Raw genomic sequence first — 16934 nt, forward strand, 5'->3', positions numbered from 1 at the left:
GCCTGGCCCGCACCCGCCTCGAACAAGGCCACCAGAGGCAGCTGGCCACGCTGTTCGGAACCGTGGTCGTCCGCCGGTGCGCATGACGGCGCCCCGGCGTCGCCAACGTCTACCCGGCCGACACCGCTCTGTCGCTGCCCAGGCGGCGACACTCGTACTCGCTGGCACGGCTGGCCGTCCTGGAATCGGTACGGGCCTCCTTCGACACCGCGACCGAGACAATCACCCGCCGCTGCGGGCCGGTGATCGGCAAACGGCAGGTCGAAGACCTGACCGTGAACGCCGCAGTGGACATCGACGCCCTCTACCGCACCAGGATCCCTGCCCCGTGCACCGCCGACACGCTGCTGGTGTTATCGGCGGACGGCAAGGGCATCGTGATGCGTCCGGACGCATTGCGGCCCGCGACCCAGAAAGCCGCCGCCCGCCCCACCCTCTTCCGCACCCGGCTCGCCGCCGGGGAGAAGCCCGCCCGAAAACGCATGGCCACCCTGGCCGCCGTCTACGATGCCGAACCCGCACCCAGGCGTCCGCACGATGTCATCGCCCCGCCGGGCGGTCGGCACGGCCACCGGAAGTTGCGGCCCGGGCCTCGCGCCAAGGCGAAACGGCTGCACGGCTCGGTCATCGACGACGCGGCCAGTGTCATCAAGACGGCCTTCGAACAGGCCGAAGCACGCGACCGGGACCACCGGCGTCCCTGGGTCGTCCTCGTCGACGGTGCCCGTCACCAACTCGACCTCATCCAGACCGAAGCCGCCTCGCGGGGAGTCACGGTCAACATCGTCATCGACTTCGTTCACGTCCTGGAGTACCTCTGGGGCGCCGCCTGGAGTTTTCACAACAACGGTGATCCCGCCGCCGAGGACTGGGTCGCCATCCACGCGTTGAGCATCCTGGCCGGCGGAGCCCGGAGAACAGCCGAGTCGATCAAGACCCAAGCAGCAAGCCTGACGGACGTCCAACTCCATGGCGCGGAAGCCTGCATCCGCTACCTCACCAACAACGAACGCTTCCTCCACTACGAGCGCGCACTCGCGGCAGGCTGGCCCATCGCAACCGGAGTCATCGAAGGCGCCTGTCGACACCTGATCGCCGACCGGCTCGATATCACCGGGCCCGCTGGGGCCTCGCTGGAGCTGAAGCCCTCCTGAAACTCCGGGCACTGAACAGCAACGGCGACTTCCACACCTACTGGCGCTACCACCTCACCCGCGAACACCACCGGGTCCACCACATCCCTGACCAGGACCAACGCACCCTCGCGGCCTAATCAACCCTGTCCCTCCGGGAGAGCTACACCCATCTGATTCTCCGCGAGAGCCTTGGTGCGGTCCGGCCGTGCCGACCGCCGCTCGATGCCGATTGTGGGATGGCCTTCGATCGAGCCTTGGCGCTGCCACCAGAAGATCGCCTTGCGTGCGATGCACAGCTCCCGGTTGACGGTGTCAGCGTCCACCTGTCCGCCTGCGCGGCGGCCAGCTCGGCCAGGACCTCCGGCCATGCCGGGTCGTCGATCGCGGGGACGATGCCATGGCGTTGGCGGGCGCGGTCGTCTCGAATCCGACGGCGAGGAAGACGACTTGACGGTCTGGGTGCGCTGCGGCGACGCGGACTGCGTCCGTGGGCGCGTACACCACCCACATGTCTGCGCCACGTGCCCGCAGGGACAGCAGGTCCGTCGAAGTGCCGGGTACGCGCCGCATGTCGCCGAAGCTGGCGAGGATCACGTTGGGGCGGGTGGCGGGTGCCACCGCGCGGTCCAGAGTCTCCAGCGGAGTGACGCAGACGGGACAGCCGGGTCCCCGTGGATCATACGGATGCCCGCGGGAAGGAGTTCGTCGATGCCCTGGCGGACGAGCGTGTGGGTCTGGCCGCCGCGCACCTCCATGATCTGCCATGGGCGGGTGGCGGCGGCCCGCAGCTCGTCCAGGAGACGGCGGGGCAAGACCGGGGCGAGGTACTTCACATCTCGCTCGCGGGCCGGTTCAGGTCGAGGCGGACGTCGACGACTCCCTCCACCGCGCGGCTCGCGCGCGCGAGTACGGGGACGAGCGCCGTGTCACGCAGGGTGCCGCCGAGCGTGACGACGCCCTCATGGACGCGCACGTAGACCCTCGCTTGCGTGGGCAGCGAGGACAGGACGCTGCGGTCTATCTCGGCGGCGATGTCCTCGTCGGGGCGCAGGAACACCTTGAGCAGGTCGCTCCGGCTCACCACGCCTTGCAGCAGCCCGGTGGCGTCGACGACCGGCAGGTGCTTGACGCGGCGCCGGGCCATGACGCGCGCGGCCACGGCCAGCGTGGCGTCGGCGTGCACGGACACGGCCGGAGTGGTCATCAGCTCGCCCGCGGTGATCGCGCCGGCCTTGGCCATGTCGGACAGGCGCCGCAGCACGTCGTACCGCGTCGGGTCGACGTCGCGGAATTCCTCCTTGGGCAGCAGATCCGCCTCGGAGACGACACCTATGACGCGGCCCTCGCCTTCGAGCACCGGCAGCGAACTGACCTTCCACGTGTCTATGAGCTCGACGATCTCCTTGAAGGACGCGTCCCGGCCGACGGCGATGACGGTGTGGGTCATCACGTCGCTCACGTGGTACGGGGAGTCCTCGCGCGGCAGATCCGGGCGCGCGGACTCGGCTGCGGGCGATTGGTCGTGCGGTGCGTCAGGCATCGGTGCCTCCGTTGGTGCGGACGACGGTGAGGTCGAGGAAGTGGGTGGATCAGGAGACGCACGGGTCGTGCTTGCGGATCGCCGCGCCCTGGTGCTGCGCGGTGGGCGGAACGAGCAGGGCGTCGGTGACGGTGTCGTCGGCCGCCAGGGCGTCATGGTGGTGCAGCTCAGTGGGGCTTCGGTCGCCCCGCGCGCGGCGCCGTGGTGGACGGCTGGGTGGTCATCGTGCGCTGCCACCGCCGTAGGGCGCGTACAGGTCGAGCAGCCGGGTGCGGGCCGACTGCAGCCGGTGCGCGAGGACCTTGCCGACCCACTGGCCCACGGCCGAACCGAGGTGGGGGTCGTGCTCGCACATGAACCGAACCGCCGTCGCGTCGAACTCGTAGGTGGTCACCGGCGTCGTCGCCTCGGCGCCGAGCTGCCACACGTACGGCGGGAACAGCCAGGACCAGCCGACCAGTTCGTCGAATCCGATGGCCTCGATCACCGGTGGCCGACGCCCCGGCACACGCATGTCGAGAGTGACGGTGCCGGTGCGGACGATCCAGAACCGGTCGGCGCGAGTGCCCTCTTCGAACAGCCGGGTGCCCTCGGGGACATCGACCTCGCGGGCGATGCGCAGCAGACGGGTGCGGTGCCTCGGCGGCAGAGCCTGCGTCATCGTGGTGGTGGACGTGGTCGTGGTGTTCATGGCTGTGCCCCCCCTGTCGTGGTGCGCCGACCCGTCGTCGTACGCGGTGTGCTGGTCGCAGGCCGACGCGTCGCGTTCGGCGGCCAGTGCGGCGTCCCCCTCCGTGACGTCGATCCCGGCCGGGCACCGTGTGATGCGGCGCCCGCAGCCCACACAGCCGCCGCTTCCGAACTGGTCGTGCCAGGAGGAGAGTGGGCGGGTGGGCCACTGCCGGCAGCGGCTGCGGGAAGAGGCGCGGACCGGACCGCCGTGCAGGAGTGAGACGTCCCAGTCGAAGCAGAAGTACCCGCGCTGCCACCGCTCGGTGTGGTCCGCGGTGAGGTCGGTGACCTCCTCGGTGGTGGTGCGCAAGCATGTGGGGCGGACCATGGTGCAGTTGACGCAGCTCGGGCCGCGCGCGGCGATGTCGTCCCAGCGGTCGGCCGTCAGGCTCGCGCCCATCCGCGCCCGCAGGCCGAGCGGCGGCAACGAGCGGCTCATGCGTTCCCTGGCCGCCGCAACCGCACCGCGCGCCACGGCCTCGGTCATCAGGTCCGCCGGCCGGTGCGGTACGCCGTCGAGCAGGCGCGTTCCTTCCGCGCTGCCCACACGGACGAAGAAGCGGTGACCGAAGTCGTCGACGACTTCGGTGAGCGCCAGGTCGAAGTCGCCGTCGGCCGCGGGGCCACCGCCGGTCGACACACAGCAGCAGGTCGCGCCGGGCCCAGTGCACTCCGCGGCTATCAGCAGCGCCCCCCTCCGGCGCTGCCGACAGCCGTGGTCCAGGTAGTGGCCGCCCGCGAGGGCCCGCAGATCGCAGGGGCGGACCCCGAGCAAGGCGTATGTACGCGGGGCGGGGCGGACCTCGGTGAACACCGGAACGCCTTCGGACGCCCGCCGGGCGCTCCACAGATGCTCGCGCCGCGGGTACAGGAAGGCCTTCCACGACTGCGGCCCGGCGCTGTGCGCGAACGCGGCTCCGTCCTCGCGGGGCGTCAGCCGGTCATGCCCGGCGTCCGGTTCGACGCCCCAGCCGAACGGCAGCTCGTCGGCGGACGTCAGCTCGGCCAGGACGACGACCCCGTCGCGGACCGTGGGGCCCACGATCGTGCGGCCGTCCGCCACCAGCGCGGTCACCAGGGCGTCGAGCCCCGCACGGTCGAGCACCGCGGTGGCTCCGGTCGCGGTCATGGAGTCCTCCTCGCCACGTGCGGTTCGCAGGTCGCGTCGTCAGGTGCAGGGCAACTCGCACATGACCAGAATCGGGGGTGCGGGCCCGGCTCGGCAGGGGCCGTTCGGGCCGGTCGGAGGACCGTTGGGGCGCAAACCCGAGCCGGACGGTTCCACGGACGGGCCGTCGAGCCGTGCCGGAGCGTCGCCGGTGGCTCCTCGTCGCGTCGGGCGGGACGTCACCGAGCCCGGCGCGAGGGCGGCACTCGCCCTGCACATACCGGTCGGGCCGGATCCTCCGCGGGCACCGGCGGGCGGCCAGGCACCCTGGCGACGCGGCCCGGCCCGACCGTTACATCGCGAGCGGATCGAGGCGGCCGACGTGACCGCCTCGGCCCGTGGGATCAGGTCCTGTGGGTTCCCCACTCCGGTCCGGTCCTCTGCCACTCCTCGTCCCACGCGGCCATACGGCGCTTGTCGAGGACGGCGCGCACCGTGTGCAGGGCGATCAGCGCTGTCAGCGCGGCCCCGGCCGCAGCGGCGGCGGATGCGCCGACGACGCGCAGCACGACGTCGCCGGCGTCGAGCGGCGCCTCGGCGACCCGGCCGCGGGCGTCGAGCCACACCGCGACGCGCTCCCCGCGCCGACTGCCGGCCGGTGTCAACGCGTCGCCGGTGCGCGGGGTGCCGTCGGACGCCGTCCAGCGGGCCGGCACCCGGTGCAGGGGCACCGTGCCGTCGGCGGTGGGCACGACGGGCGGGGCGTTCGCGATGAGCACGGCGGAGACCCGATGCCGCTCTGCCCGCTCCGCCCGGGCGGCCGCGACGCCGTCGCGGTGCGCGAGCGCACCGGCGACGACCCCCGCGGCGGGAGCGCCCACGAACAGCACGACGCCGACGACGAGCACCGTCCAGGCCTCGATCACGTCCGAGCGGCGCCACAGCGGACCGCGGCGCAGCCGCCACCACGGAACGCGGCACGGCATGGCGTCAGTCTCCGGTGTCCACGCGGGAGCCGACCTCCCGGGCGATCCCGCTCGCCCACGCCGACACGGCGTCGAAGTCGCGGAAGTCGCCCCCTTTGCCGGAGTTCAGGATCATCCGGGCGACACGGCCACGGGCCCGCTCGTCGAGGCATCCCCCGAAGGTGGCCTGTCCCCGGGCGCCGAGCCTGCGTGCAACGCGGCGTACGGAGGACGGCGGCGGAAGGGCCCGCCGCGACGCCGAGGAGTCCAGCGGACCGCTGCTGAAGAGCCACAGCGGGCGCCTGGCCAGCGCGCGCCGGTGTCGCCGTGCGAAACGCCGCGCGTCACGCTGCCAGCGCCCGGCGTACAGCGCGCCGCCCAGCACCACGGCGTCGTACGGGGAGAGATCCCGCACCTCCCCGGCCGGCCGCACGTCGGCCGCCAGCCCGGCCTTGTCGAGGACAGCGCCGACGGTGTGAGCCAGCTCGGCGGTGGCACCATAGGTCGATCCGTAGGCGACCAGGACCGTGGGTGGCATGGCCGTACCCCTCTCACAGTTTGCGCAGCCAGTCGTCGGCGACGCCGTGCAGCGCCTCCTCCGAGGGCCGCAGGTGGGAGTCGTCCAGGCGATAGGTGAGCTTGTCGACGACCGCGACCACGCCGTCGATCTGCCGGGTCATCCGGACGGCGATGGGGATGTCGCTGAGCCGCTCGAGCTGTCCGCGTAGCGTCACCACGCCGTCGAGGACCTCCACGGCGATGGTCTGCGGCGCGAGCCACAGGGTCTGTACGAGGACCTCTTCGACGACGTCGCGGCGGATCTCCACGTCGGGCCGCAGGAACACCTGAAGCAGGTCACGGCGGGTGACGATGCCGACGAGACGTTCCTCCTCGTCCACGACGGGCAGTCGCTCGACGCGATGCCTGGCCATGGTGCGGGCGGCCTCGGCGATGGTGTCCTCGGCGTGCACGGTCACGGCGGGCTGCGACATCAGTTGTCCCGCGGTACGGGCGTGGGCCTTGGCCGTCCGCTTGCGCGCGCCGGGGAGCAGTTTCCGCCAGCGGATGGACGGTTCCGGTGTGTACGGGGCCTCGGCCTCCGCCTGACGGGCCATGAGGTCCGTCTCGGAGAGCACTCCGATGACGTACTGCTCGCCGTCCACGACGGGAAGTCCGCTGATGCGGTGCCGGTCCAGGAGCCGGGCGACCTCCTTGAAGGGAGTGTCGTACGTGGCCTGGACGACTTCGGTGGTCATGACGGTGCCGACCTTGCGGTGTTTCATTGCCTTCGCCTCCTCGGCGCGCTCGGTGTCCTCGGCGGCTTCAGCGGAGCCGTCGCAGTTGTCGCAGATAGGGGTCCTGGGCCCGGCGCGGCAGCACGCGGACGCGTACGTCCAGCGCGGTGATCAGCTCGGGCCGGGCGAGGACCGGATTGAGGTCGGCCTCGGCGAGCTGCGGCAGGTCGCTCGCCAGTCGTGAGAGCCGCAGCAGCAGTTGCTCGATGCCTTCCAGATCGACCGGTCCGCCGCCCGCGCTTCCGAAGAGCAGCGGCGCGCAGCGGGGGGCGGTGATCAGTTCGTGGACGTCGTGGTCGGTGAGCGGTGCCAGACGGGCCGCGTGGTCGGCGAGTACCTCGGTGGCGGTCCCGCCGTGCCCGAACAGCACCAGGGGGCCGAAGATCTCGTCCTGGACGACGCCGGCGAAGAGTTCCACGCCGCGTGGGGCGAGCGGCTGCACGACCACGCCGGTCATCAGGTGGCCGAAGCGCACCTCGAAGTCCCGGTAGGCGGCGCGGACCTGTGCGTCGCCGCGCAGGTCGAGGTGGAGTGCGTGTTCCTGGTTCTTGTGCAGCAGGCCGGGCCAGTGGGCCTTGAGCACGACGAGCCCGTCGGGGCCCTTGAGGCGTTCGGCGGCGAGCACCGCGTCGTCCTCGGTCTCGGCCCAGGCCCAGGGCAGTTGGCGGATGCCGTAGGCGTCGAGGAGTTCGGCGCACTCGCGCGGGCCGAGCCAGCCGCCTTCCGGGTGCTGGTTGAGATGGGCCTCGACCGTCGCGTTGGCACGCGGTGGGTCGATGCCGTCGAGCTCGGGCACGGTGCCGGGCGGGCGGGCGAGCCACCGGGTGCGTGCGGCGGCGTGGGCGAGCGCGCGGGCGGCCGCCTGCGGGTCGGCGTAGGAGGGCACCGTGCCGTCCTCGGCGGGCAGCAGGCGCACCGGTAGATCCTGGTCGAGCAGGACCGCGACGACCGGACGGTCGCGACGGCGGTCCGGGGTGTGGGTGAGGGAGCGGACCAGCGCGTCGCCCGTCGCCGCGGCGACTGCGGTGGGCACGAGTGCCACCAGGACCGCGTCGACGCGGCCGCTCGCGGTGAGATGCCGTACGCAGGCGCGCAGTTGCTCCTCGCTGACCGCGGCGGTGGCGTCGACGGGGTTGGTGGCGGTGGCCCCTTCGGGCAGGACGGCCAGAACGTCGTCGATGAGGTCGGTGCCGAGCGGCGGCAGCGTGAGCCCCGCTTCGGTGCAGGCGTCAGCGGCGAGTACCCCGGCGCCGCCCGCGTTGGTCACCACGGCGACGCGGGCCCCGGAGGGCAGCGGCTGGCTGTGCAACAGCGCGGCGGCTTCGAGGAGTTCACCGACCGACCGAGTGGCGGTGATGCCGGCCTGCTTGAAGAGGGCCCGGCGCGTCATGGTGGGAGTGGCGGCGGCCGACGTGTGCGAGGCGGCCGCCGCCCGCCCGGCCTCGGTACGGCCCGCGTCGACCGTCAGGATGGGCATCCGCCGGGTGACGCGCCGTGCGGTGCGCGCGAAGGCGCGCGGATTGCCGAACGACTCCAGATGCAGCAGCGCCAGGTCGGTGTGCCCGTCACATTCCCACCACTGGAGCAGGTCGTTGCCGCTGACGTCGTACTTGTCGCCCAGCGAGACGAAGCTCGACACCCCCACACCCAGTCGGGCCAGCCCGCTGAGGAGCGCGATGCCCACGCCCCCTGACTGGACGGCGACCCCCGCCGTCCCGGGGTGCGGGTGCGTGGCGGCGAACGTGGCGTCCAGGCGCACGTCCGGTTCCGCGTTGGCGACGCCGAGGCAGTTGGGGCCGACCAGGCGCATCCCGTGGGTCCGGCAGATGTCGAGCAGCGCCCGCGCCTGGTCGACGTCGAGCCCGGCGGAGACGGTGACCAGGGCGGCCACGCCGAGCTTGCCGCACTCCTCGGCGGCCGCGGGCACCTGGGCCGCGGGCACGGCGAGCACCGCGAGTTCCGGAACCTGCGGCAAGGAGGCGATGTCGGGGTGCGTGTGGACGCCGAGGACGGTGGCGGCGTTCGGGTTGACGGCGAACAGGCGGCCGGTGAAGCCGCCGGTGCACAGGTTGCGCAGGACGGCCCGGCCGACCGAGCCCGGCCTGCGGCCCGCGCCGACGACGACGACCGACTCGGGGCGCAGCAACGGCCGCAGGCTCGCCACGTCGGCGGTGCGGCCGCGGAAGTCCACGGACGTCAAATAGGTGTCGGTCTGGGCCAGTTGGACGACGCACTGCACCTCGGTGCCCTCGAAGCGGCGTGCGGTGCTCAGACCGAGGTCCGCGAAGACCTTGAGGACCTCGTGGTTCTCGGCGAGCGCGTCGGCGGTGAACGCGGTGATGCGGGCGGCGCGCGCCGTGGACACCAGGTGCTCCAGGAGCAGGGTGCCGATGCCGCGGTGGTGCCAGTGGTCGTTGACGGCCAGGGCGATGTCCGCCGTGACGACGCCCGTGTCGGTCGAGTCGTCGTTCGTGGTCTCGTACTCGGCGATCCCGACGAGGTGGCCGTCGTGCTCGGCGAGCAGCGCGCAGTACCCGGAACCTTCCGGCCGCACGTTCCGCGAAACGACCGGCATGGCACGGCCGGACACGCGGGCCGCCGCTTGCTCGGCCGACCGGTGGCTCGCGACGAAGAACCGCAGCCGCAGGTGCTCGGGCGACATGTCCTCGTACAGGCGCAGGACCGCGTCGTGATCGGCCGGCTCGCCGGGGCGTATGAGGATGGTGGTGCCGTCGGCGAGCAGGGCATGCGCGGGGGCCGTGGCCGGTGCGGGCCGAGGTGCGGGTGCGGAAGAACGGGAAGCGGCGCTGCCGGTCATCGTGTACCTCGCGCTTGTGTTCGGTCGGTTGACGTCTTCAGGGTCGTGCCGGACACCGGTGCCGGGCAGTGGCCGACCGGCGCCCCGACTCGGGCCGAACGGCCCTCATGGCAAGGCCTGCCCGAACTCGCCCTCGACCGCGTCGGCCATCACCCGCAGCACGTCCAGAGTGCGGTGGGTCTTGGCCTCGTCGACCTGGGCGATGGCGAAGCCGACATGGATGACCACGTTCATGCCCACATCTGCGTCCGGTGTGCAGTTCGACACGCGTCGCGCCGAGCGCCACCGAAGTCGACGGTCGCCATGCGCAACCCGGCGTCGTCGTGAAGGTCGAGCACCCGTCCGGGAACCCCCAAGCACACGGCTGTCACCTGCCCTTCCGCGCCGTACCCCGACGTTCCTCGGCGAGCGGGGCCGCGGCGTCGGCGGCATGCCCGCAGCTGATGCCGCCGTCGCCGACCGGAACCTGACGGTCGACCAGGACCCGAAGGCCGTGGGCTCGCAGTCGTCGCCGTACTTGCGTGAGCAACTGGACGTCGGCGAAACAGCCGCCGCCCGGACACACCGTCCGGGGCGCGCTGTCCCCGACCGCACGGGCGCCCAGCTCGGCGGTGGCGGCGGCGAGCGCACTGTGGAGGGCGGCGGCCAGACGCGGCACGGACCCGCCGTCGGCCTGCCGGTCCAGCAGGTCTCCGGGCGTGGCCGCCGAGTCGTAGACCCACAGACCGGCCACGCGCACGAGGCGGTCTTTGAGCGGCACCGGGTGGTCCCGGCCCGCAAGGCCCGCGGCGGCCTCCAGGGCGACGGCCACCTCACCCTCGTAACTGACGGTGTCGGCGAGTCCAAGAAAGCTCGCGACGGTGTCGAACTCGCCGCCGGGCAGGCGGTGCGGTGGCGAAGCGCCCCACGCGTCGATAGTGGGGCAGGTCGGCGACGAAACACCTCCCCGCCCCAGAGCGTGCCGTCGTCCCCGAGACCGAAGCCGCCGTAGGCGACGCCGACGAACGGCCCGTGTACTCCGTGCTCGGCGGCGCACGCGGCTACGTGGGCGTGATGGCGCTGCACCGCGACGCGGGGCACGGGCTGCTCCAGGGCCCATCGTGTGGACAGGTACCCGGAGCGTGAAGGTGTGCTTCGTCTGCGCGCCCGCGCCAGCGAGCGGCACGGGTGCGGGGGGACTGAGGGGCAGAGGTGCGGGGGCCGGACCGCGGGCGCGGCGCGCGGTGAGCGGAAGCCGGCCTGCGGCGGTCACCACGGAGTCGTCGTAGCGGGCGCGGATCGGCGTCAGGAGCGCCCGCTCGGTGCTGTTTCAGCCGCGCAGGTCCGCCCGCCACACGCACCATCACGGCGAACGGCTTGACCGGCCTGCGCTTGCGCCGCCGCAGCTCCGCCACCGCCTCGGGGTCGGTCGCGTCGCACACCGACTGATAGCCGCCGAGCCCCTTGACCGCGACGATCCCGCTTGTGGCGAGCGACCCCACCGCTGCCTTGAGCGCCTGCTCGCCGCGCGAGTCCCCGATGTGAGGGTCGGGCCGCACGCCGGACACGCCACGGGTTCGGCGTGGAAGCGCCGGTCGCGGGGGTCGGCGTACCCCGCGGCACAGTCGGCGCACAGGGGGAAACGGCGCATCGTCGTCCGCACGCGGTCGTATGGCAGGCCCTCGATGATGGCGGCCCGAGGCCCGAGTCGGTGCAGTCGACGAACGGATACCGGTGGCGCCGGTTCTCCGGCGTGAAGAGCTCGCGCGGACAGGCGTCGCAGGTCGCCGCGTCGGCGGGGATCTCACGCAGACGCGTCGCGTGCCGTCCGGCTCCCGCAACACGACCCCGCGCACCCGTGCGAGCGGGGGTGCGTCCGCGCGTATCCCTCGGCCGAACTCCGTGACCGCGTCCGGCCCCGTCACCTCGCCCTCGACGTGCCCGTCCACGTTCGCCACCCAGCCGCTCAGGCCGGGCCCGTCCGCCAAGCGGTGCACGAAGGGGCGGAACCCCGCGCCCTGGACGGTCCCGTGGACCGTGAAAGCCCGCGTCACACGCATCCTCCACTCACCCCCGCGCGGCGGCGTCACGATGCCGCACGATTTCGAGCTCGACGGACTCGGTCAGTGGCGCGAGGGCTTCCGCGACCGCGGGCGACAGACCGGTACCGAGAGAGCTGTCGGCACCTTCGACGGCGTACACGACCATCCGACCAGGCAACCGGCCGAGGACGCGGGCCAGTTCGACGGCCTCACCCAGCCCCAGACCGTGGGAACTGGCCCTCGGGGGCTGCGCGAGCCGCACGGCGTCCAACTCGATGCGGTGGACGCGGCCCGGTGTGCCTGGATGCGCGTGCGCGGCGTCCACGACCACGGCCAGCTCGGCGCCCTCCCACAGGGCGATGAGCCGAACGGGATCCCCGTCACAGGCGGCAAGCGTTGTCCCGGGCGGCAGGGGACGCCGCGCGGCGCGCTCCCGTAGTCGCCCGACGACCGCCCAGCCGATCCCGTCGTCGTGCCGGTACGCATTGCCGACGCCGACAACGGCGATGTGCGTGCGCTTCTTCATGCGACTCACCGTGGTCGTCCCCGACGCGCACCGCGCAGGGGCCGATCAGCCCCTTCCGGGGGCCGCTGCGCCTCTGCCTCGCTGGAGTACGTCACCCCGGCTTGCGATGGGGGCACACGCAACGGGCCGAGCAACGAGAAGGGGATGAGGGCCGTGGAGCAGGATCTGGTCGTCGGTGTGGACGGTTCCGAGGAGAGCCTGGCCGCGGTGGACTGGGCTGTCGGCGAGGCGGCACTCCGTGGAGTGCCACTGCGGATCGTCTACGCCTCCGCGTGGCAGCGGTACGAGGGCCACAAGCCGTCGTTCGGCGTTCATCGCAGTCCGGCGCATGTGTACGCCGATCACATCGTCGGGCAGAGCGTCGAGCGTGCGCGCCGTCGTGCGCCGGCGCTGAAGGTCACCAGTGACGTGGTGGCCGAGGACCCGGCGACACTGCTGATCCGGGAGAGCGGGCGCGGAACCACGGTGGTGGTGGGCAGCCGTGGCAGGGGCGAGCTGACATCGTTGCTGCTGGGGTCCGTGAGCCTGTCGGTGGCCGCGCACGCCCCATCACCCGTGATCGTGGTCCGCGGTGGGGAGAAGAACCGCGACGGCGGGTTCCGCGAGGTCGCCGCCGGGGTCGGCGAGGCAGGTGAGTCAGGGTCCGCTGTGGCTTTCGCGCTCCGGGCCGCCGAGGCACGCGGAGTCGTGCTGCGTGCCGTGCACTCCTGGCGGTGTCCCGCCCACGCTGTGCCGGACGAGCCGCGGCGCGGGGAGCCGACGGACTTCCACCAGATCCGCGCCGAAGGGCAGTTGGACGAGGCGCTGCGTGACATCGTGCGCGGCGACACGACGGTGGATGTGCGCAAACACGTGGTCGAAGGACATGCCCGGACCGCACTGCTGGCGGCGTCGGCCTGTACCGACCTGCTCGTGGTCGGCGCCCGCCGCCGCAAGGGACACCTCGGCATGCAACTGGGCCCGGTCAACCACGCGGTTCTGCATCATGCCGCGTGTCCGGTCGCGGTCGTGCCGCACACGTGACGTTCCGGGCGGCGCGCCAGGGACCTGCCCGCCGCGCCGGAGTCACGCGGTGGGCCTCGTGCCGGTGCTGCGGGCCAGCACGTCCGCCACGGGCCGACGTGGCGTACGCACCCGGTCATGGGTGTATCCGAGGCGCAGGATCATTTGGGGGTGCTGACCTGACGGTACGACGGCGCGCACCTTGGCCCGCAGGCCGGTGAACTCCAGTGGCTGTGTGTGGAACCCGGCCGCGACCTTGTGGCCGGTCGCGTACAGCAGGACGCGCTGCAGGGCCTGGCCCGCCCGCAGCCAGTCCTGACAGCCGTCGTGCGGCGTGGTGAGCAGGACCACGAGCCCGGTGCGGGCCGGCCACTTCCCGGGCGGCGAGGCGGTTTCGGGATGACGCGTCACATCGGTGAAGTCACGACCGGCCAAAGCCGTGCAGTCCGGATGGAATCCGCAGGCCGCGGCGGGCACCCCGTCGTCGCGCAAGTCGTCGCCCAGCCGCGTCCAGCGGCGCAGTTCGGCGAGATAGGCCGGGCTGTGCCGCCTGAGGCGCTCGGCCTCACGGACCAGTTCGGCGAGGCGACTCTGTGAGGTGAGGTCGTCCAGGGTGCACAGCTCGGCGCCCTCGGAGCGCGCTTGCTGCCGGAGGGCCTCGATCAGGGGCGCGGGTGGTGGTGCCGTGTGGAAGGGCCCACGATGGGTGTGGCGCTTGCCTATCGCGTGGTGCATCAGCCTCTCCTCGGGGGTCGACGGGTCGTACGCTCCCCAGCCCGCCCGTACGAGCAGCGCGGGCACCCTCGCGTCGGGGAAGGGCTGCACCATCGGCTGAAACCCGAGGTTCCGCACGGCGAGTCGCAGGTTGAAGAGCGCCGCACCACAGCTGATCACCTGCTGCCTTCCGCGGGGGTCGGCCAGCGGAAGCCGCCGAGTGCCGTCCGCGTACAACAGGACCCGGCCACCGGAGCAGGTGAACAGCCAGGGCTGGGAGTTGTGCAGTGAGGGCGCCATGGCAGCCGCGCGGACAACGTGGTTGGCGGCGTGGTCGTAAGGCGTGAGTGTGCGCTGTTCCGTCATGACGGACCATCCCGTGCCCGGTGGCCCCAGGGCCACCGCATGCTCTGTCGTGCCTGCCTTGTCGTATCTGTCTCACGCTGAAGCGTCCGGTCGGGCCACCACGGTGGTCAGGGGCCGAGCGTCCCTGGACGGGGGCCGTCCGACCTGCCTGGCACGGCACGTGCGGCAGGAGGATGCGAAGGAGAAGGGGCAGTCTGACGAGTCGAAGCCGGGCACGGACGGTCAGGAGGCCGACCATGAATGCGACTCTGCGCCTCGGGCGCATCGCAGGCGTACGGGTCGGTGTGCATTGGAGCACGTTGTTCATCGTGGCTCTCGTCGTTGTCACGCTCGCGCGGGGCCGCTTTCCGCAGGCATACCCCGGCGAACCCGCCTGGGCCTACTGGGGACTCGGTCTGATCACGGCTCTGGTGTTCATCGTCTCCTTGTTGGCACACGAGATGGCACACGCGGTCGTCGCCCGCCGCAGTGGTGTGGCCGTCGAGGGCGTCACCCTGTGGATGTTCGGCGGGGGCACGCGGTTGCGCGGCGACGCCCGGGATCCGGGCACAGAGCTTCGCATCGCGGGAGTGGGCCCGCTGACGAGTCTGGTCGCCGCGGTGTTCTTCACCGGCACCGCTGCCTGGATGGCGGTGCTGTCGGCGCCCGGTCTCGCGGTGGAGTGCGTCAGCTGGCTTGCCGCGATCAACTTCGTGCGCGCCGTGTTCAACACGCTGCCCGCGGCGCCGCTCGACGGCGGGCGCGTGCTGCGGGCCTACCTGTGGCACCGCGGTGAGGACCCGGTGCGAGCGGCTCGCGGCGCTGCCACGGCCGGCCGGTACCTCGGCTGGTTCATGCTTCTCCCCGGCTTCGCGTCCGTGCTGTTGAGCGGGGTGCTCGTGGGGCAGTGGGCGGCGCTCGTCGGCTGGTTCCTGATCGCTGCGGGGACTTTCGCGGTGTTCGTCCGAGACCACGACCAGCCCGTCGTGGCGGGCGGCGACGACGACGGACCCACACCGGTGGAGCTGTTCGTGTCGTCGCTCGCCGCCTGCGTCGCGTACTACGCCGGTCGATTCCTGCAACGCCACCAATTGCCGTGCGAAGGCCTGCGCGTGCGAGCCGAGTTCGACATGGCGGACGACCGGCCCGCCCGGGTCGCGGCTGTGCGGATGCGGATCCTGCTGCCCGTGCCCCTCAGCCAGGTGCGGCGACGGGCGCTGTGCGCGGTCGTGAACCACTGCACGGTCCACAACTCGCTGCGTCGGGCGCCCGAGATCACTGTTGTCGCGGACTGAACGGGCCACCGGGGAGAGGTCACCATGCGCGTGTTGCTGCACCCGTGGGTGCCCAGCGGCAAACCTGTCCCGATTGAGGGGAAGTTGATGCTGGGCTCGTGCGACAGGACGTTGAGCGAGGAAGACGTGCTCGACTGGCTGACGGGCGAGGCCGTCGATGGCTGGCCGTACTCGTCGTCGCGGAGATCGTGTACCGCTGCCTTTCCACGCCGAGGAGTTCTGGGCTGGTTTCGATCACTTCTTGCGACAGCGTTGGTTAACGAGTTTTGACGGCATCGTCCGGTGGGCGGCTTCGCAGATCGTCATGAGTTTTGAAGGCACCTGCTGATTGAGGTGAGTCGGGTCGGCGGGTTGCGACAGGGCTGTCACAAGCTTCGAAGATCGCTTGACCTTGCCCCAGAGGGGGAGACGACAGTGTCTCTGTCGATCACATGAGCGGGCGGTCTGTGCTCGCTGGGCAAGGACGAAGAGGGGGAGTTCGCGTGACCGCGACCTGTGTCGTTCTCGACATCGGCGGCGTGCTGGAGATCACGCCGGAAACTGGATGGGTGCAACGGTGGGAAGAGCGGCTGGAGCTGCCACTGGGCACTGTCCATGAGCGGATGCGCGACGTGTGGCGGGCCGGGAGCGTCGGGAGCATCAGCGAGCGAGAGGTGCACGAGCAGGTGGCGGTCCGTTTGGGTCTCGACGCTTCCCAGGGTGAAGCCTTCATGGCTGATCTCTGGGCGGAGTATCTGGGGACGCCGAACGAGGACCTCATCGACTATGTGCGGGGGCTGCGGGGACGCTGCAGGCTGGGCATCCTGAGCAACAGCTTCGTCGGCGCCCGCGAGCGGGAGACGACGCTGTATCACTTCGACGAATTGGTGGAGCAGATCGTCTACTCCCACGAGATCGGCATCGAGAAGCCCGACCTGCGTGCCTTCGAGGCCGCATGCGCCAGCTTGAACGTGCGGCCGGAAAACTGCCTGTTCATCGACGATGTCGAGGTCAACGTCGAGGCCGCCCGGGCGGCAGGCATGCATGCCCACCTCTTCGAGGACAACGCCCGGACCATCACGCGCATCGCAGCTCATCTGGACGCCGGGCCCCTGGCCCCAGACCGTGTCCCGCTCGCGTGACGTCGGCCTGGCCGTTCTTCAGCGGCTGCCTGGCCAGGCGTTGAAGTGGTTGATCAGCCCGCTGTGGTCTGTTCCGCCAGTTCGTTCAGCTCAGCGAGCCAGGCGACTTCGGGGACCAGCGGTCCGTCTCGCCCCGAGCCCGGCTGAGTCCCAGGACCTGGGCGGGCGCGGACTTCAGGTTGTCGTAGCGGACCTTGCTCCGCGGAACACCGCCCAGCGTTCTGAGCGCGTGCACGTGGCCTTCGAAGAAGGCTTCCTGCCCGCATGAGGCGAAGACGCGGTGCACGGCTTTGCCCGCCGGATCGCCGCATACAGC

The 16934-nt window shown here is 71.8% G+C and carries 15 protein-coding genes and 7 pseudogenes; 4 read left to right on the forward strand and 18 right to left on the reverse strand.

The genetic code is table 11. The features are described 5' to 3' along the window. Positions 1-113 precede the first annotated feature (113 nt). Positions 114-1154 (forward strand): annotated as a pseudogene (locus ACZ6AA_RS35435) (ISKra4 family transposase); the annotation flags it as partial. Between the two features lie 119 nt (positions 1155-1273). On the opposite strand, the gene ACZ6AA_RS35440 reads toward ACZ6AA_RS35435, so the two are convergent. The 16 genes and pseudogenes from ACZ6AA_RS35440 to ACZ6AA_RS35515 all read right to left on the reverse strand — a co-directional run bounded on the left by ACZ6AA_RS35440 (position 1274) and on the right by ACZ6AA_RS35515 (position 12141). Beyond that, the gene (locus ACZ6AA_RS35440; protein WP_468455077.1) at positions 1274-1459 is read right to left on the reverse strand and encodes a hypothetical protein; all 186 of its coding nucleotides are present in this window, start codon (positions 1457-1459) and stop codon (positions 1274-1276) included. A gap of 70 nt (positions 1460-1529) precedes the next feature. After that, positions 1530-1969 (reverse strand): annotated as a pseudogene (locus tag ACZ6AA_RS35445) (HypD family hydrogenase formation protein); the annotation flags it as partial. Continuing rightward, on the reverse strand, positions 1966-2583 hold the full coding sequence (locus ACZ6AA_RS35450; RefSeq protein ID WP_468455775.1) for a CBS domain-containing protein: 618 nt from the start codon (positions 2581-2583) through the stop codon (positions 1966-1968). The gene ACZ6AA_RS35450 and the pseudogene ACZ6AA_RS35445, both read right to left, overlap by 4 nt. A 313-nt stretch (positions 2584-2896) precedes the next feature. Then, a complete protein-coding gene (locus ACZ6AA_RS35455) occupies positions 2897-3367 on the reverse strand; it encodes a Crp/Fnr family transcriptional regulator (protein WP_468455776.1) in 471 nt (156 codons plus the stop codon). Between the two features lie 123 nt (positions 3368-3490). After that, positions 3491-4537: pseudogene (locus tag ACZ6AA_RS35460) on the reverse strand (4Fe-4S dicluster domain-containing protein); the annotation flags it as partial. 383 nt (positions 4538-4920) lie between these two features. Further along, entirely contained in the window at positions 4921-5502 is a 582-nt protein-coding gene (locus ACZ6AA_RS35465; protein ID WP_471462558.1) for an Rv1733c family protein, read from the reverse strand. Between the two features lie 4 nt (positions 5503-5506). Beyond that, positions 5507-6019 carry a flavodoxin domain-containing protein gene (locus ACZ6AA_RS35470; RefSeq protein ID WP_471462560.1) on the reverse strand — a complete coding sequence of 171 codons (513 nt, stop codon included), beginning with the start codon at positions 6017-6019 and terminating at the stop codon, positions 5507-5509. A gap of 13 nt (positions 6020-6032) precedes the next feature. Next, positions 6033-6764 carry a CBS domain-containing protein gene (locus ACZ6AA_RS35475; RefSeq protein WP_468455085.1) on the reverse strand — a complete coding sequence of 244 codons (732 nt, stop codon included), beginning with the start codon at positions 6762-6764 and terminating at the stop codon, positions 6033-6035. Positions 6765-6804: 40 nt separating this feature from the next. Then, entirely contained in the window at positions 6805-9594 is a 2790-nt protein-coding gene (locus tag ACZ6AA_RS35480; protein ID WP_471462562.1) for a bifunctional acetate--CoA ligase family protein/GNAT family N-acetyltransferase, read from the reverse strand. A 105-nt stretch (positions 9595-9699) separates the two neighbouring features. Next, a complete protein-coding gene (locus tag ACZ6AA_RS35485; protein ID WP_468455802.1) occupies positions 9700-9828 on the reverse strand; it encodes a hypothetical protein in 129 nt (42 codons plus the stop codon). A gap of 133 nt (positions 9829-9961) precedes the next feature. Then, complete coding sequence (locus ACZ6AA_RS35490) at positions 9962-10405, reverse strand: Kae1-like domain-containing protein (protein WP_468483448.1); 444 nt, start codon at positions 10403-10405, stop codon at positions 9962-9964. A 583-nt stretch (positions 10406-10988) separates the two neighbouring features. Then, positions 10989-11141: pseudogene (locus tag ACZ6AA_RS35495) on the reverse strand (hypothetical protein); the annotation flags it as partial. A gap of 17 nt (positions 11142-11158) precedes the next feature. Then, positions 11159-11224, reverse strand: a pseudogene (locus ACZ6AA_RS35500) (hypothetical protein); the annotation flags it as partial. Positions 11225-11316: 92 nt separating this feature from the next. Beyond that, positions 11317-11535, reverse strand: a pseudogene (locus tag ACZ6AA_RS35505) (hypothetical protein); the annotation flags it as partial. Continuing rightward, a pseudogene (locus ACZ6AA_RS35510) lies at positions 11469-11633 on the reverse strand (acylphosphatase); the annotation flags it as partial. The pseudogenes ACZ6AA_RS35510 and ACZ6AA_RS35505, both read right to left, overlap by 67 nt. Positions 11634-11640: 7 nt before the next feature. Continuing rightward, complete coding sequence (locus tag ACZ6AA_RS35515; RefSeq protein ID WP_471462564.1) at positions 11641-12141, reverse strand: hydrogenase maturation protease; 501 nt, start codon at positions 12139-12141, stop codon at positions 11641-11643. 144 nt (positions 12142-12285) lie between these two features. Here ACZ6AA_RS35515 and ACZ6AA_RS35520 point away from each other — a divergent pair, with 144 nt between their 5' ends. Next, positions 12286-13164 carry a universal stress protein gene (locus tag ACZ6AA_RS35520; RefSeq protein WP_468483446.1) on the forward strand — a complete coding sequence of 293 codons (879 nt, stop codon included), beginning with the start codon at positions 12286-12288 and terminating at the stop codon, positions 13162-13164. A 42-nt stretch (positions 13165-13206) separates the two neighbouring features. On the opposite strand, the gene ACZ6AA_RS35525 is transcribed toward ACZ6AA_RS35520, so the two are convergent. Next, the gene (locus ACZ6AA_RS35525) at positions 13207-14223 is read right to left on the reverse strand and encodes an Acg family FMN-binding oxidoreductase (RefSeq protein ID WP_471462566.1); all 1017 of its coding nucleotides are present in this window, start codon (positions 14221-14223) and stop codon (positions 13207-13209) included. Positions 14224-14459: 236 nt separating this feature from the next. Between ACZ6AA_RS35525 and ACZ6AA_RS35530 the strand changes: the two genes are divergently transcribed. Beyond that, a complete protein-coding gene (locus ACZ6AA_RS35530; protein ID WP_471462568.1) occupies positions 14460-15497 on the forward strand; it encodes a site-2 protease family protein in 1038 nt (345 codons plus the stop codon). 482 nt (positions 15498-15979) lie between these two features. Then, entirely contained in the window at positions 15980-16618 is a 639-nt protein-coding gene (locus ACZ6AA_RS35535; protein WP_468455101.1) for an HAD family hydrolase, read from the forward strand. Between the two features lie 85 nt (positions 16619-16703). On the opposite strand, the gene ACZ6AA_RS35540 is transcribed toward ACZ6AA_RS35535, so the two are convergent. Next, complete coding sequence (locus ACZ6AA_RS35540; RefSeq protein ID WP_468455103.1) at positions 16704-16853, reverse strand: hypothetical protein; 150 nt, start codon at positions 16851-16853, stop codon at positions 16704-16706. Between the last annotated feature and the right edge of the window lie 81 nt (positions 16854-16934).

The sequence above is a fragment of the Streptomyces sp. NPDC040610 genome (assembly GCF_055594065.1).